This is a genomic window from Streptomyces sp. SCL15-4 (assembly GCF_033366695.1).
In the GTDB taxonomy this organism is placed as follows: Bacteria; Actinomycetota; Actinomycetes; order Streptomycetales; family Streptomycetaceae; genus Streptomyces.
Genome location: NZ_JAOBTQ010000001.1, coordinates 8,391,525 through 8,407,425, shown reverse-complemented (window position 1 = coordinate 8,407,425; position 15,901 = coordinate 8,391,525). Strand labels below are relative to the sequence as shown.

Genomic DNA, 15,901 nt, shown 5'->3' with positions numbered 1-15,901 from the left:
CCCGCGCTGCGCGCGGGTAGAGAAGTGGAACTCCTCGCGTTGCGAGGAGTTGGCTCTGCGCTGCGCTCCGAGCCGTGTTTCCTTCCCCAAGAATTTTCGCTGGATCCGCACGTTGGGGGGATGGTCTTCCGGCTCTCCGCTTACGCTCCGAGCCGGCGACTCCTTCGTCTCAGAATTTTGAATGAATCCGGGTTTGGGTATGTGCCTCCCTGAGCGGGAGATTACGGTGGACGGGTCTGTGGTGTGTCGGGTGGGAGCACGGAGGGGTGCTCAATCTCTGTGCAGCCGTACCCGCCTGACATCGCCTCAGCGGGTGTGTGTCAGGCGGGTATCGGGGGTGCCAGTCGTGCTGCCAGGTCACTGCGAGGCCGGCCAGAAGACCCCGAGGTGGCGGACGGCCCCGGCGAGGAGCGCTGCGGAGACGAGGCGCCGCCACGAGGCGGGAGCAGGCGCACCCTGGTCGTGGGGCGGCGGCGCTGGCCCGGCATCTTCGGCAGGGCCGTGATCAGCGGCTGGCCATGCTGGCGTGGTTCGCCGAGGCCGGGACGCCACCGGTGCGGCCGGGGACGGCCCGGGTGCCGGAGCCGCCGGTGGCCGCCGTGCGTGAGCCCCTGGTGTGGGCGCTGCAGCGCTCGGCGTCGCAGCGGCTGGTGGAGTTCGCGCGCAGTGTGGCCGGGGCGGGCGAGGAAGGACAGGACGCGTGGTACGCGGCCGCCGCGTACCGGGACGGTCTCGTGCCGGCCGGGAGGGGGCCTGCCGCGTCCACCGGGCACCCGTCGCCGGGAACGGGCCAACGCCCCGGGCACTGGAGATGTGCCGGGCCTTGAGCATCTCGGGCGCTGTGATTCAGATCACAAAATAGATCAGGGGTGCGGTGTCGGATTGGGTCCGTGCCGGGACCGAGAGGAGAAGGATTGTTCCCGACAAGGAGACGCCCATGGCCACCGAAGACCAGACACCCAGTTACACCATGGTCGAGGACGACGACTCCGTCCACACTGATCTGGCGGAGCGGATCAGCCAGTTCAACTACTTCTCGTATCGCGGCGCGGGGGTCACGGCCTTGTTCCCGGCCCACTGGAGCGAGAACAACGGCGATACCGCGACCCTCCGGGAGGACGGAAGCGTCGCTCTCGACGTGGACGGCACGTTCGGGCTGCCGGAGCCGTTCGACCGTGTCGCCCCTCCCATGATGATCACCACCACCACCGGCATGGCGGTACTCAAGGCCGGCCACCCGGCCAACCAGACCATCGAGTCCGGGTTCCGGACTTTGAACATCCCAGTCCCCGACGTGATCCAGGCACTGAGCGCCCGCGAGGCCGCCCTCGGCGGCGACGGATCCACCATCCGCTCCTTCACATCGGATGTGCTGGGGAGGTGGAGCGGATGGAATGAGCCGGTCTCCACCGCCTTGCTCGGCAACTGGGCGGATTCTCTCTTCGACCAGGGCCGCCTCACCCCTGACGCCCTGCGCAAGCTGAAGTCAGAGGCCAGCGTCATCCACCGGCAGCTCACCCCGGTATGGCGCCGCAAGACCGCCCAGGAGCGGCTGCTGCTGCTCGACACCCCGCTCGGCGACGGACTGACCCTGTACGACCTGGTCCCCGCACAGGCTGCCGCCGACACCGGGATCGAGGCCGTCCTCGACAACCCGCGCCTGGCCGAGATCCTGGAGGCCCTCTCCCCGGACGAGCGGACGGTGATGCTCGCCCTCGGCTGTCCCGGGGTCGTCACCTGGGCCGAAGCGGCCATGGTCGCCGGTGCTGCGGAGCCGGAGCGTCAGGGCAATAAGGTCCGCCGGAAGGTGAAGAAGCTCGCTGCGCGCATCACCGGCCGCTCTTCACAGGCCGAGACGGGCACTGTGAGCGGGCGATGAGCGCCCGCCGCCCCATCTCAGCCCGCCCGGTCCGGCGACGGGAGGTGGTGCTGCGGTTCGCCCTGCCGCGCCTTCCAGCCTGCACCGCGGTCCTTGGCACCGGCAGCGTCGGCACGGCTCTGGTCTACGGCACCGTCCCGGCCGGGTCCCCGCTCGTGTGGCCGCTCGTAGTCCTCGCCCTCGGCACGATGGCGTACGACATCGCACTCCGTGCCCTGCCCACCGCACCGGGCGACCGCGCTGCCGGACAGCCTCGAGGTTCTTCTCGGCCTGGGTGAGTGCGGCCCACCCCGCGCCTGCCGCACTCTGGCCCGACAGCTCGGGATGCTGGGTCTTGACCACGCGCGTCCGACCCAGCTGGTGGCCGTCGCCTCGAACGCGGCCGCGACCTCGGTGCGGCGCACCCGGAAGAGACAGGGAATACCGCACCCGCCGGCCCGGACCCGGCATCAGGAGGCCAGATCCGGGCCGGCGCGAGTGCGGGCCGGGGGTAGCAGGCGGACCGAGGTGGGTCTGCGCGCCGAACGTCCCGGCACGGGAATTCCCGTGCGACCCGGCACCTGACCAGGAGGCCCAGCCTCGCTCGGGCATCACGTACGGATTTTTATGTCGTTGCCGCAAGCTGGCGGCGCTTGGCGCGTTCGACCTGGCGCAGCAGCAGGTCGGCGAACTGGATGATCTCTGCTGCCTCGATGGGGTCGTCGAAGTCGACGGTGCGGTGGCTGGCGGGGTTCTTGTAGGCGCCCATGGCGCCGGCGAACAGGTTGGCGGTGGCCGTCTGTTCGCCGCCTTCGGCTTCCGCGTCGGCAAGGGCGCCGCCGGTCTTGCCGTTCTCGTGCGGTCGGAACGCTTCCCGCATCAGCTTCACGCCGACCAGGGAGTTGTCGAGTCCGGAGGCGTCGCGGACGGCGACCTCGACCGCTTTCATCGCTGCGAAGCACGCCGTCTCGTAGTCACCCAGGTCGAAGTTGGTGCGTACCGTGTCTTCCAGAGCCGGGTGGAGGGGACCCGACAGTCGTTCGCGGGCCTCGAACCGCTTGATGCCCTGCGGATCCTTCGCCAGGTCCATACCGTCGCGGGAGATCCGACGGAACGCCTCGGACTGGCTGGGCTCGCGCGTCAGCAGCGCCTGCCCCTCCAGCCAGCACCAGGCATCGGACAGCCGGTTCACGAGCGCGTTCACATCCGGCTCTTCCAGGAACGCCTGCCGCGCGGAGTTCATGACGCTCGCGTACTGGAGATATCCGGCACCACTGGCGAGGTGCTGCAGAAGAAGGAGGGCGACATCCCGCGTGGGCAGCAGCCGGACCTGCTCCGCCGGAACCGGAGGTATGTACTGAAAGTTCATGAGTCACAACCGTACGGCGCAGCACTGACATTCAGGACTTGCGGCACTGGCGTTCGGGCCCGGGCCTGCACTATTAGTCGGTCGACATGCCGCTTTCGGTCCACCGCGCCTGCGGGAGGGTGGGGCGGGCGTACGCAGTCGACCGGAGCTGTCGGCGGGTAGGAGGCCGCGTGGGTGCTGGCCGTGCGTGCCTGGTCCAGGAGCGGCGAGTCCCAGGGGGTAGCGCGGAAGCCGGCACCGTGGAGGGTGCCGGCTTCTGTGTCGGCGGGCGCGGGCCAACGCGTCTGCCGAGGTCCTGAAGCGGGTTTGGGCTTGCGACCGGGAGCCGTCAGGAGGCCACCTGTAGCTGTTGGTGGCGTACGAGGAGCAGCGTCTTGTTGAAGGGGTCTTGGCCGCAAGTCCGCTGGAACAAACAGTGGGCCGCCGCGGGCGCAGCAGCCGTTCACGTCGTGGTCAACAGGCCCGCTTTCGCGGGACAGGTGCTTTACGGATTGTTCGGCGGATGCGGAACACCACCGGGGCCAGGATGCCGCATATCCGGCAAAGCCCTCACGAGGGTGAGCGGCGCGCAGCTCGGGCGTGGAAGGCTGTGAGCCCGCGCAGCCCGCACTCTGGGGCAGGGCCAACTGCCCCTGGGCTGCGCCACCTTGCGACCAGTAGCCCGGTCCCCGACGTGTTCGTCGGCGGGCCCCGTCAGGATGGACACCCCCGCACCATGAGCGACCTCCCTGTTCCCCGCCCGGCCGGCCCGGCCCCGGCTCCGGCTCCGGCGTGCAGCTGTGGCGCCGCCGGACGCTTCGGCCCTACGCACGCGCTGATCCTGCTGGTCGCCGTCCTGGGACTGGGCACTGGCCTGTTCCTCGCCGGCCATCAACTCAGCATCATTTTCGCGCTGCTGGGCGGCTTGGGGCTGATCGGCGCGGCCACCCTCACCGCGGCCGGCGGCGGCCGCCGACTGATGACGATCCTCATCGAGGCCGCGGTGCGGTCCACCACGGGCAGGTAGGGGGGAGCCGTGACCCGTTCTGACCCCGCCAGCACCCCGGACGGCCCCTTCCCGGCCCTCGCCGAGCACCTTGTCCGCCTGCGCCGGGCCGCTCGGCTGACCCAGCGCGCCCTGGCCGAGGCCGCCAGCATCTCCCGCGGCACCGTCCAGCGCGCCGAGTCCGGCTCCGCGGCGCCCTCCCCCACCGTCCTCGACGCCTACCTGCGAGCGTGCCGGGCCAGCGCGCCCGACCAGACCCGGGCCCGGCTGCTGCGCGACCGCGGCCGCACCGGGCTGCGCGGGCGGCTCCCCTCTCTCAACGCACCCAAACCCGCGCTCATCCACACCGAGGACGACCTCGGCGCCGCGCTGGCCGCGGCGTACGAGCGAGCCGGCGCCCCCTCCCTGCGGGAACTCAGCCGCAGAGTCCCCCACCGGCCGCCGCTGCCGCCCACCACCGCCTGGCGGATCGTGCACCGCAAGGGCCTGCCCGCCAGCCTCGAGCAACTCGTGACGTTTCTGACTGCCTGCGGCGTCAGCCCGGCCGAGCAGCGGCTGTACGCCGAGGCCTACAGCCGCTTCTGCGCCGTCCGGGGCGTGCGTGTGACCCCTGCGCCCCCACCGCGGCTGTCCCATTACACCGACAAGATCAGCCCCCGGTTCAGGAACCTGCTCGACTCCCTGTCCGCCGGCGACGTCGAGACCGCCCTCGCCATCGGCGTCGCTTACGTCGTCGCTGAACGCGTCCGGCGCAACGGCGCCGCCCTACCCGGGGGCGTCGATGCCGTCTCCTTCTCCGGCTGGCTCTGCGCCGACGAAGACGAGCTCCTCACGCGCTTCCCCGACGGCGCCGCAAGGCTCCTCCAGCGTCGATACCCGCCCGGGGCTGCCCTGCATGCCCGCAGCCCCGAACCACCACCGCCGCCAGCACCCGTACCTCGCGCCGCCTGACCGTCCGGCCGACGGCGTACGCCAGGCACGGAACGCGAGGCGCGGGGCCTTGTGTGTCAGCGGCCGTCGCGGGCGATGTGCCGACCGACGGTCGTCCAGACCGGCTCGGCCGCTTCCTCGGCCGCTTCCTCGGGCACGGCGCCGGTGAGGCCGTCGAGGTGCTGGACGGCCTCAACGGTGATGTAGCGGTCGGGGTCGGGGGACTGCAGGTAGCGGCGCAGCAGGTCCGGGTCGAGGTCTCGGCGCTGGAGGTAGGCGGCGAGGGTGCCGACCAGGAGGTGGTTGTGGGCGAGAGCGTCGGTCAGGGCGTACAGGACCAGGCGCTGCCACTGCTTCATGCTGTCGCCGTGCAGGGTCTGCAGGTGCTGGGCGCGGGCGAGGTAGGCGTTGATGCGGCGGCAGTGGTGGGTCACCAGCGCCAGCAGCTCCGGGGGCACCTCGTCGCCCACCGAGCGCGGGGCGGGCTTGACCGTGCAGGGGGCGGGTGCGGGCGGCAGGGTGTCCCGGATCTGCTGCAGGCCGGTGTCCTGCTGCGGGCCGTGGGGGATCTCGCTGCGCCGCTGCGGTCGCTTGCGCGGGTGGGTGGAGGTCATGGCCGTGCCGTCCCTTACGGCCGGTCCCACGATCCGGCGCCTGCTGGGTGGCGTGGCCACACGGGCGGGGCGCTGTGAGTGACGCGGCGCGTCTAGGGCCTACCTGTCCGCGTCAGTCGTGGGCTGACGCGGCACTCGGCCGGGCACCGTCACAGCGCGAAGGGGCGGCACCAGCCGGGACAACGACGGTCGTCGTGCCGGAGTCACGGCGCGACGGCCGGCCTGCCGGATCCCAGTGCCGGGACGATGTGCGAAATGCCCCGGGCTGGGAGCGCCGCGCGGTGCGGGGCGTGGACGTCACCGTGCTCGGCGTGGGACGGGCGTACGGGGGCGTTAGAGCTGCGGGTCGAGGCCGAACTGGTTCATCACGTCGGTGAACAGCTCCTGTGCGGTCTCCTGCAGGGCCTCGACCTCGTCGAGCGGAGTCAGAGTGGCGGTGACGGGCTGGATCCGGCGGGGGTGACGGGCGTGGCCGGGAACGTCGGTGAAGCCGCCGAATCCGGTAACAACCGGAACCAAGGCGGGCGGCGGCGTCGTGGGAGAAAGGGTGACGGTGGCGAGGCTCGCGGTCAGCTGCAGCGCACTGTCTACCCGCAGTCGGCGGGCCAGTTCCCAGGCGGTGGTGGTCAGGTCGCGGCAGCAGGCGCCGATGAAGTCCTGGGACACCGCGACGCCCGTATCGGGCATGTCGTCGGCGGCCAGGTTGCGTACGGCGTTCCAGGAGACGCTGGCGGCCAGCAGCACGGTCCCGTCGTGGTGCAGTTCGGCGTGGACCTCGCGGGCGCCCTGCAGGAGGAGAGTGCTGAGGACCCAGCGGCGCAGTCCGGGCCGCGGGTTGCCGGTGACGACCTCCAGGCTGGCCAGGGGGCCGGGCCGCATCGGATCACGGCCCCGGCGGCGGGCAGCCTGGGCCACGGCGGTGGTCTCTTCGCGGGTCAGGCGGGGAGCGGTGCGCGGCAGCGGGCGCTCGGGGCGGGCCAGGGCGAAGAAGTAGGCGGCCGGCTCACTGTGCTGGGCGGCCACGGTCTCCTTGGCGTGGGCGAGCAAGTAGTGTGCTTCGTCCTCGGCGTGCTGAGCGCGGATGAAGCGGTCGCGGTAGGCGCGTTCGAGTTGGTGCTCGGCCATCCAGGCGGTGTGGTCGCGGTCGCGGTAGGGGGCGACGGCGGCCTGCTGGTCCTTGTCCCGGGCGGCGGTGCCGTAGACGAGATGGGGTGCCATGGGGCTGGCCGGGACGTCGGCCACGAGGACGCTGGTGGAGCCGTCGACCGAGGTGAGGACCGTGAAGGTGAGGTCGGGCAGGTAGGGCTGGACGTGGTTGCGGACCCACTGGGCGTACTGCTCGACGTTCACCTCGTCGGGGTCGATACCGACCAGCTCGCACGAGGCATCCCGCACGCCGAAGATGATCAGCCGCCGCGGGTGTTGGCCATCGCGGCGACGTCCTTGGCCAGTTCGTTCCAGCGGCCCTCCCGCGGGGGCTGGGGAAGCTGTTCCTTCCAGTCCAGGTCGTCGGACTCCGTCAGCCGGTCGGCGGCCGCCTTGGCGACCATTTCGAAGTCCAGGGGGCCGGGCGCAGCCCCGAGATGCTCATGCAGGCGTGTCCAGGAATGGGCCATGCCCGGCACCCTACGGCGCGGCACTGACAACGCCAATTGGTCGAAGGGGAGTTATGGCCTCCCCGGCTCGCCGCAGGGCGTGGGCTGTTGTGGACCACCCGGCGGGGATGGAGGTGGCGGGTTGTCCGTGTTCTGGATCCGCGATGACCGGCAGGGGTGAGGAGCGGACCGGGCGGTCTCGAGGGGTGTGGCTGAGGGGTGTTACCGCCTCGGCTCTCCAGACGGAGCCCCGCCCGCGAGCGGGCGGGGCTCCGTCTGGAGAGCCTCTCGGACGTTGCTACCGCACCGGAACGAACGCCTGGCGTCCATCCCCCGTGCGGTACACGGACACCTCACAGGGCGGGCCGTGCAGGCTCGGGACGCTCCTGCGCCCTAACTGCCACACCTCTCCCCGGTGTCCGCTGGTGGTCTCAGCTCTCCGGTTCCCTCGGCTCCAGACGGGAGAAGAACTCTTTCGCCGCCTGGGCGTCGAGGTCCCCGTTCGTGATCGCGGACCGCCGTAGCGCTTCGCCGGACACCTGAGCAGGGATGTCGAGTTGCCGGTCCGCCTCGCTCATGATCTCGCCGAGGTACCACTGGGCCGAGGTCGGGAAGTGCTGGATGAACCAGCTGACCATCTTCGCCAGGGGCAGCGACAGCATGAGGTCGAAGCCCTTGAGTTCACCGCCCCGGCGTTTGGCGGTGCGCAGCGAGGTGGTGAAGTCCTCCAGGACGGCGTGGCGGATGGTCGGGCCGAGGGCGTCGGTGGGGATGACCTGCCGGAGGTTGTCGGCGACGTCGAAGGCGAGTTGGTCGGCCACTTCCCGCACGTTCGGCTCGTTGCGGTGGCGCAGGGACCAGCGTTTGCGGATGTCGGGGCGCTTCCACAGGTAGCGGAAGAAGGTCTCGCTGAGCCGGTCGCGGATCTGGGCCGCTCCTGGAGCGAGATGGTGGCGGTCGCCGGCCGACATGGCCTCCTTCAGCCCTTCGGAGGAGCGGCGCCGGGCTTCGGTCCAGTCTTCGGCGACCGGGCGGGACCACTGGGCGCGGCCGCCGACAATCGCCTGGGGCAGGGGGATGTCGTTCTCGCCGCGGGAGATGTAGCCGCGCAGGGTGGAGGCCGTGATGCCGCCGAGTGCGGCCATCTCGGGCACGCCGAGCAGCCGGTCTCCGGCGAGTTCGGGGCTGGCCAGGTCGACGACGCACTTCTCCAGCGGCAGGGGATCGTCCTGCTTTTGGTGGCGCTGCGCCCACCGGGTCAGGTCGTCGATCCAGTTCTGCGGCGTGGCGGTGGCCGGGTCGAAGGTGGCGACCTTGTGCAGGTGGGCGCGGTCGGGGTGGGCGTGGCCGTCGAGCATGTCGGCGGCGTGGACGGTGGCGGTGGCGCGTGCCGTGTGGCGTGCGTAGTCCTCGGTGACCGGGTCCCAGATCTGGCCGGGCCGGTACCAAGTGTCGCCGTCCCACCAGTAGCCGCCGGCCCGGAACAGCAGCGGGGCGCCGGACCAGTAGGTGTGCAGGCTGGCGGTGTCCTCGTCGCGGAGCAGGAGGACGGTGCGGCCGTGCTCGGGGTGGTAGCGCACGGCCCAGCCCAGGTGGTGGGCGATCGGGTCGGTGGTGAAGGCCAGCCAGCCTCCCTCGTGGGAGGTGTCGCAGCGGCCCCACATGCCTTCGCCCCTGTTGCGGCCGACCGCCTCAATGGCTTCGGGGCCGTCATCGAGCGGCAGGTGCGAGTCGTCGACGAACGGCAGACCCGGAACCGGGTGGTCCGTCCGCAGCCCGTTCGCGAGCGGACGAATGTCGTAGACCAACGTGCTCCCCCTCCTCAACTCAAGTGCTGTACTTGGCTACAGCACTATTGATGCCCAGTAGTACACGACTGGAAAACGGATCGGCACAGCGATTTCGGGACAGGTTTTCGCAGCTGCGGGGGAGGCGGCCGTCGCCCTGGGGTGGCACCCGACGGCGGCCACTACGCCACGCATATCGCGGTGTTGACCGGTCTGCCCCTGCGGCTGCCAGGGCGCTTCGCCGCGCGCGGGTCCCGCAACGCCCGCGGAGAGCTCAGAAGTCGCTCAAGACGCACGTCTCGTGCGGCTGGCCAGGACACGGTGCAGGCATGGACATCGACTGGGGAACGATCCCTGCCTGGGTCAGCGGACTCGGCAGCACCGGAGCGCTGTGGGTCGGCGCCGTCACCCTGCGGCGCGCGCAGAACAAAGAAAGCCGCTCAGAAGCCGAAGCAGTGGTCTGCCGCGATGAACGCGGCGACTGCTGCGGGTACGACCTCGCCGCGCCTTACTGGATCGCCAGTGCGGCCAACGGCAGTGAGCGCCCCATACACAACGTCTACCTGATCACTTACGACTCAGAGACCGACACCATGGGGGAGCGCCACCTGCTCGCGAACATGCTGCCCCCGGTGTCGCCGACCACATCCATCTCCCCGTCCCTTCCCCAGAGTGGTCCCGGCCGGCGTTGGTCATCTTCCGCGACGCCGACCGGACGTGGTGGCTGCGAGACCTCATGGAGCAGAGCCTGTACCGGCAAAGCCCCCTCCCCCGCGTCGGCAGGGTCCGGCGCACCCTGCGTCGGCTCGAGAGAGAAGGGCGGCTGACGGTGCCCCAGCAGCTGGCGCGCGGCGGCCACGGTAACCGCGCCCCCTGGTAGCGGCAACGCGGCCCTGGCAGGCCTTCCTCCCTAGGGCAGGGCCTCCTGGACCAGCGGGACGGGAAGGCCCATCCAGCAATGGCGTACGACTCGGGGACGAACCACTGCGCAGGTCTTCAAGGGGCTACAGCAGGGCGGCAGGGGCGGCGTCCTCGGCCGTCCAGTCCCCCTCGAACAGGGCGGCGACCAGGCGTACGTGGTGGTCCGGGAGCTGGTCGGCGCGGTGCCGGTGGCGGGCCTTGGCCAGCCAGGCGCCGAGCTTGACGGTGTCGCCGTCCACGCGGACCGTCTCCCGAGCGGCGGGAACGCGGCCCTCGCGGTGCAGGAAGAGCTCCAGGAGCTGGACGGTCTCCTCGAACGTTCGGCGGGTACGGCGGGCGGGGACGAGCGGGTTGGCCTCGGGGGTGAGGCTGAGGGCGGTCATCAGCTGCTGCTGGCCGGGGGTAAGGGTGGGCCAGGTGGTGAGCTGGCGCCCCAGCCAGGAGCCGATCTTCACGCCGGCGAGGACGGTGTCGCGGGTGAGGGCGGCGGGGTCGGCGCCGGAGGCGAGGTGGGCGCGCAGCAGGTGGTATTTGCGGTGCCAGTCCGCTCCGTGCGGCAGGCGCCAGTCGGGGGCGAGGGCGGTAAGGGCCTCGGCGCGGGCGGTGTCGAGTTCGCCCTTGGTGGCGAGGTGGCGTTGTTCGGCGAGCCAGGCGCCCACGGGGGTGGTGGCGGGGGCGGCGAGGTGACCGTGGGCGCGCAGGTAGTCGGCGGCCGCGGCGAGGCGGGCGCGCCAGGCGGCGTCGTGCTTGTCCCAGATCATGCCCAGCGCGTCGAGTTCGGCGGTCCAGTCGGCTTCCAGGCGTCCGGCTGTGCGGGCGTCGCGCATGGTGCTGATGAAGGTGCCCAAGGTGTAGCCGGTGGGGTCGGTGTAGTCGGCGGGGACGTCGAGGTGGCCGTGCTGGTCGCGATAGGACTGGGCGGCAGCGAGGCCGAGGCGGCGGGAGCGGGATGTGGCCGGGTCGCGGGGGTCGAAGGAGGCCAGGTCCATTGCGCGCGCGATGCGTTCGGGGTGGACGGTGAAGTCGAAGTGCCAGCGGCGTTCGATGACGTCGCTGGTCTCTTTCGGGAGGCGGTTGGCCTTGTCGGGGAGGCGTTCGAGGATGCGGTGGTCGTGGCTGGCCAGCGCGCAGGCGATCGCCCACACTGGCTCGTAGGCGGTGCCGAGGATGTCCTCCCAGTCGGCGCCGGACGGAATGTAGACGGGGACGATCAGCGAGGCGGTCTTGCCGGACACGTCCAGGCGCAGGGCACGGCCGAGGGCCTGGGCGCAGCGGGTGACGCTGCGGGTGGGGTCGGCGAAGACGATCGCGTCGACGCTGGGGATGTCGACGCCCTCGGCAATCAGCTTCGAGTTGGCGAGGATCGCGCAGTCAGCGGTAGCGAAGGAATCGAAGATATCGGCACGTTGGGCGAGGGTGTGCTCGCCGTGGGCGAAGAACAGAGCGGGGGCGGTGCCCGGGCTGAGGCTGGGGTCGCTTTTGGCCAGCAGGCGCAGGGTGTGGGGGAGTTCGCGGGCGAAGCGACGGGCGTCGGAGACGAGGTTGAAGTAGACCAGCACCTTCTTCAGACCGTGCTCGGTCATAGCACGCAGGACCGCGAGGTGCAGGGCGGTGGTGCGCAACGCACCGTCCTGATACTCGCCGCTGCCGTCCCCGGGGGCAGCGGGGGTGGGAAGGTTCAGGCGGCGGCACAGGTCGGTGTCGGTGAGGGTGGGCACCACAATGCGGTAGTCCGCCGCCCGGCCATCGGCGACCGCCTGCGCCAGCGGGTACTCAAAGACCTTCTTGCCGTAGACGGCCTCGTTGTCCATGGAGTTGGCAAACGCGTCCAGCTCCGGGCCCTGCGGGCGTCGGCGGCGGGGGCGGGTGATGTCGGCGGACTCCGCCAGCTCGGGGGCGCCGAAGATGCGGGGGGTGGCAGTCATGTAGAGGCGGCGGTCCGCGCGGATTCGCTTCGCGTCGTTGACGATCGCCCACTTCTTGTCGGCGCGGCCGGCGATCCGGTGTGCCTCGTCCATGACCGCCAGGTCGAACGGCGGCACCGCGTACCCGCTGCTCTGGGTCTGCTCGATCTTGTCCAGGGAGTCGTAGGTGCAGATCACCGTCAAAGCCTGGATTTGGTCGGGCCCCTCCCCCACTACCGACATCGCCGCCGCCAGCGCGAGCGGGTCGCTGGTCGAGCCAACGCGCGCGGCAACCAGGTCATCGCGGCCGGCGGCGTCCAGCGAGGAGACGATCACCATGTGCTCGCCGTGGCCGTCGCGGCGCCAGGCCAGTGCAGTCTGCGCGGCCAGGTCCAGGGTGGGGACCGCGAACAGCACCAGCCGCGCGCTGAGTTCGTCCGCCACCCGGATCGACACCAGCGTCTTGCCAGTACCCGTCGCCGACACGAACAGTCCCCGCGTCCCCGCGCGCCGCAGGTGCCGTGCCAGCCGCTTAACGGCCTCGGCCTGGTCGGGGAAGAGCCGCGACCGCTCGGGGCGGCCGGGCCTCGGCAATTCCACCACAGTCATACAGCTCTTCCTCGATCCGAAGCAGGCGGCGGCCGGGTAGACGGCGAACCGCCGAGGCTACCTGGCCTGGGACCGCACGGCAGGCCAGCCGTGCGCAGAGGAGCCCGGCGGTGTCTCCCAGCCGTTTCCGGTCAGCCCTTCCGTGCCCTGTGTTGGTTATCGCGCCTGGGAGTGCAGTCCGCTGGCGAGGTTGTCCTGGGCCATGTCGTCTCGCTCAGCCGGTGTGAGCCACCGGGCGGATGAACCGGCGGTGGTCCGCTCCACCCACAGCACATCGTCGACGGCCTCGGCGACGGCGTGCAGGTGGCTGATCACCATTACCAGGCGGTCACCGCCGGCCTGGGCGCGCAGTACCTCCAGTGCCAGGTCCAAGGCGGTGCTGTCGAGAGCGGCGAAGCCCTCGTCGAGGAAGAGGGAGCCGAGAGTCGGCCCGCTGCGGGAATGCAGTTCGGCAAGTGCCAGGGCCAAGGCGAGGGACGCCATGAACTTCTCCCCTCCCGACAGGCGATTTGGGTGGTGTGCGACCCCGGAGCTGCGGCTGATGATGTCGAAGTCATCTGCGAAACCGAATCGACCGTCGGACATCTGCCCGAGCAGGTCGCTGGCGACGCCGAGCAGTGCGCGGGTTCGCAGGGTGGTGAGGTGGCCCAGAAACTTGGCGTCGACCAGTTCGCGGCGTAGTACCTCGAGGGCTTCATAGCGGGCTTCGCCTGCGGTGATGGCGAAGTCCAAGTCAGCGGCCGGTTTGATCAGGTCCTGCGCTTCTCGCTGTTTGCAGCGCTGGTCTTCGGCTTCTTTGGTTGCCTGCGCGGCTGCGGCAACGAGGGGGTGAAGTGATTTGGGTGTGGTCAGGTCGGCTGAGGCGTCGAAGTCGTCGATGTCGGCGAGTGCGGCTGCATGCTCGCCGAGGCGGCTTTCGGCGGCGGATGCGCGTTCTGTCGCCGTGGTGGCTCGCTCGATGAGCTTGTCGCCGAGTACTGAGGTCGTCGTCAATAGGGCGGCGGCGTAGTTGCGGACCTCGGCGATCGTCGGCTGGGTGGGAGCTTCTGGCAGCGTTGGCCGGTCGGCCTCTTCGAGTCGGGTGCGAGCTTGGTCTGCGGCCTGGGCCCACGCGTCGAGGTTGGCACGCAATCTGTCGAGGGGGCGTGCCAGGCGGGCGTGGGTGTCGTGGTCGAGGGTGCGCTGGTCGGCGAGTACCGCGGCCTTCTCCGCTCGGGCTGCTTCTCTCTGGTCGAGCAGCTCTTGGAGTTCGGTCTGGCGAGCGTTGACGGCTGTGGTGGCGGCGTCCGTCTGTCCGACGACGATGTCGATCGGGTCGTGGGGCAGCATCGCCTGGATGCGCGCGGGAAGCATGCCGATGTCGGCGGCGGTCCTTGTTACGGCCCGGGCATGCCGCTCTTGAGCTGCGGATGCATCTTCTTTGTCGCGGTGGTGTGTTTTCTTGCGTTCTGCCAGTGTTTTGCGGTCCGCTTCGATTCCAGCGGTGTGGCGGTGCGTTTCGGCCTGCAGCTTTTCGGCGTGGGCGGTGGCCGCGTTTTCGCATGCGGCGATGGCGTGGGTGATCGCTGCGGTGTCCTGCTCGAGGTGCTGCTGGTGCGGTGATGCGGTGGTGCTAGCGGCGGGTGCGGTAGCGGCGGTCAAGGCTGATCGGGCGTCGAAGTCTGTGCCTGCCTCGGTGGCCAGAGCCTCCAGGCTTCGGAAGGCTCGTTCCGCTTCCTGGGTCGTCTCCTGCGCCGTCTGCTGTGCGCTTTGGTGCTCGTGGTCACGTTCGAGTACCGCTTTATCGGCGGCGGTCACGGCGGCGCGGGCTTCGGCGCGCAGGTCGATGGCCCTGTCGTGTGCGCTCTTGGCCTGCTCTCGTTGTGTGTGCGCTTCGGTCAGTTCTTCCGCGTCGGCCGTTGTGGGGTGGAAGTCGGCCGGAAGTTGCCGGCGGCATACAGGGCAGTCGTCGTCGGGGTGGAGGTCGGCGGCGATCGCGGCTGCCTTTTTCCGCAGCCGGAGCACCTCCAGGTGTGTCTCAGCCGCGGTGAGATCTTTGTGGGCCGCAGATGCCTCGGCCTCCGCCGGGCCGAGGTTTTTGTGGGCGGATTTCTGCCGGCCCACTGCGGTGGCATGGGCGCGCGCGGTGTCAGCGACGCGCCGGGCCGCCGAGAGGACCGCGTCCAACGCGGTGCGGACAGTGGTGCTGTGGGTGCGGATCTGCTTGCTGGTCTGGGTCGCGGTGCGGGCTACCTCTGCTGTCGCTTCGACGTGTGCGGCCCGTTCGGCCAGTTCCGCTTCACCCGTGGCGATGGCATCGTGTTCGTCGTCGAGCTGTGTGGTGAGGGAGGCCAGCCGGTCGCGTTCGTCTCGGTGTTCCTCGGCGGTTTCTGCGAGGGTTTTCAGGAGCATCGCGGCCTGGGCGAGGGCGTCCCGGCCTTCTCCTTGCTTTTCCGCCTCGGTGATCGCTTCGGTCAGTTCCTCTTCCCTGGTCGCAGCCTGTTCGGCACGCCGGTTGAGGAGGTCGCGCCGTGTGGTGAGGTCGTTGGCGGCGCACTCGAGCGTGTTGAGGATGGTGCCGGCGTCGGTCACCTGGCGTGTTGCCAGGCTCTGATAGGCGCTGGTGGCGGCCGCCGCGGTGTCCCGGGCTTGCGAGATCTCTTCCTGCAGTGCCGTGATACAGACGACGGCGGTGTTCAGGTGTTCGGACTGGGCTGTGGCCGCGTCGGCGGCCGCTCCGGCTGCGGCGGCCGTCTCCTGCGGGTTGTCCGGCATGGGAGCCCGTTTGGCTTTCGCGTCGCCCAGGAGTTGCTGGAGCGTGCGGCCGTGGCGGGCGGCCAGGCTCCGGACTGCTTCCAGTGATTCGGCACCGAACAGTTCGCGGAGCCGTTCGCTGCGCTCCTTGGGAGCGGCGGTGAGGAGCTGGTCGAACCTGCCCTGCGGGAGCAGCCCGACCCGCAGGAAGGTGTCGTAGCTCATCTGCAGCACCGTCTTGATGCGGTTGTCGACGGCCGTGGCGCCGTCGGTCTCCTCGCCGGTGTCCAGGTTTTTCAGGTGGTGCCGGCCCGCGTTTGGGTTGGTGGCGTGCATGGTGCGGTGGACACGCCAGTTCTGCCCATCGTGTACGAAGGTGAGTTCGACGCTCATGGCCTGTGCCCCGTCGGCGATGAGCTGCCGGGGTTCCTTGGCGTCCCAGGAGCTTTTGCGGAACAGGGCGAAGGCGATGGCGTCAAGCAGGCTGCTCTTGCCAGCGCCTGTGTCGCCGAGGACCGCGACCAGGCTCTTACCGGTGAAGTCGACGGTGGTCTGGGCGGGGTAGCTGCGGAATCCGGTGAGGGTGAGTGTCATCG

General features: G+C 70.4%; 11 protein-coding genes. 4 read left to right on the top strand and 7 right to left on the bottom strand.

The features are described 5' to 3' along the window. The first annotated feature begins 937 nt into the window (after positions 1-937). The gene (locus tag SCK26_RS37790) at positions 938-1,879 is read left to right on the top strand and encodes a hypothetical protein (RefSeq protein ID WP_318205877.1); all 942 of its coding nucleotides are present in this window, start codon (positions 938-940) and stop codon (positions 1,877-1,879) included. Between the two features lie 604 nt (positions 1,880-2,483). Here SCK26_RS37790 and SCK26_RS37785 read toward each other — a convergent pair. Continuing rightward, the gene (locus SCK26_RS37785) at positions 2,484-3,227 is read right to left on the bottom strand and encodes a TIGR02391 family protein (RefSeq protein ID WP_318205876.1); all 744 of its coding nucleotides are present in this window, start codon (positions 3,225-3,227) and stop codon (positions 2,484-2,486) included. Between the two features lie 715 nt (positions 3,228-3,942). On the opposite strand from SCK26_RS37785, the gene SCK26_RS37780 reads away from it, so the two are divergent. Together SCK26_RS37780 and SCK26_RS37775 are read left to right on the top strand one after the other, a co-directional pair. After that, the gene (locus tag SCK26_RS37780; RefSeq protein WP_318205875.1) at positions 3,943-4,233 is read left to right on the top strand and encodes a hypothetical protein; all 291 of its coding nucleotides are present in this window, start codon (positions 3,943-3,945) and stop codon (positions 4,231-4,233) included. Between the two features lie 9 nt (positions 4,234-4,242). Then, positions 4,243-5,163 (top strand): helix-turn-helix transcriptional regulator, encoded by a 921-nt coding sequence (locus SCK26_RS37775; RefSeq protein ID WP_318205874.1) that lies wholly within the window; start codon positions 4,243-4,245, stop codon positions 5,161-5,163. Between the two features lie 56 nt (positions 5,164-5,219). Here the strand turns inward: SCK26_RS37775 and SCK26_RS37770 are convergent, their stop codons facing one another. The 4 genes from SCK26_RS37770 to SCK26_RS37755 form a co-directional block, all read right to left on the bottom strand. Beyond that, positions 5,220-5,756, bottom strand: coding sequence for a hypothetical protein (locus SCK26_RS37770; RefSeq protein ID WP_318205873.1), 537 nt, complete (start codon positions 5,754-5,756; stop codon positions 5,220-5,222). 333 nt (positions 5,757-6,089) lie between these two features. Further along, positions 6,090-7,151: a hypothetical protein gene (locus SCK26_RS37765; protein WP_318205872.1), complete on the bottom strand. Its 1,062-nt coding sequence runs from the start codon at positions 7,149-7,151 to the stop codon at positions 6,090-6,092. Positions 7,152-7,162: 11 nt separating this feature from the next. Beyond that, entirely contained in the window at positions 7,163-7,372 is a 210-nt protein-coding gene (locus SCK26_RS37760; protein WP_318205871.1) for a hypothetical protein, read from the bottom strand. Between the two features lie 410 nt (positions 7,373-7,782). Continuing rightward, a complete protein-coding gene (locus SCK26_RS37755) occupies positions 7,783-9,159 on the bottom strand; it encodes a hypothetical protein (protein ID WP_318205870.1) in 1,377 nt (458 codons plus the stop codon). Between the two features lie 308 nt (positions 9,160-9,467). On the opposite strand from SCK26_RS37755, the gene SCK26_RS37750 reads away from it, so the two are divergent. After that, on the top strand, positions 9,468-9,965 hold the full coding sequence (locus SCK26_RS37750) for a hypothetical protein (protein WP_318205869.1): 498 nt from the start codon (positions 9,468-9,470) through the stop codon (positions 9,963-9,965). 177 nt (positions 9,966-10,142) lie between these two features. On the opposite strand, the gene SCK26_RS37745 is transcribed toward SCK26_RS37750, so the two are convergent. Beyond that, on the bottom strand, positions 10,143-12,572 hold the full coding sequence (locus tag SCK26_RS37745; RefSeq protein WP_318205868.1) for a DEAD/DEAH box helicase: 2,430 nt from the start codon (positions 12,570-12,572) through the stop codon (positions 10,143-10,145). 156 nt (positions 12,573-12,728) lie between these two features. Next, positions 12,729-15,899 carry an SMC family ATPase gene (locus SCK26_RS37740; RefSeq protein ID WP_318205867.1) on the bottom strand — a complete coding sequence of 1,057 codons (3,171 nt, stop codon included), beginning with the start codon at positions 15,897-15,899 and terminating at the stop codon, positions 12,729-12,731. Positions 15,900-15,901 lie beyond the last annotated feature (2 nt).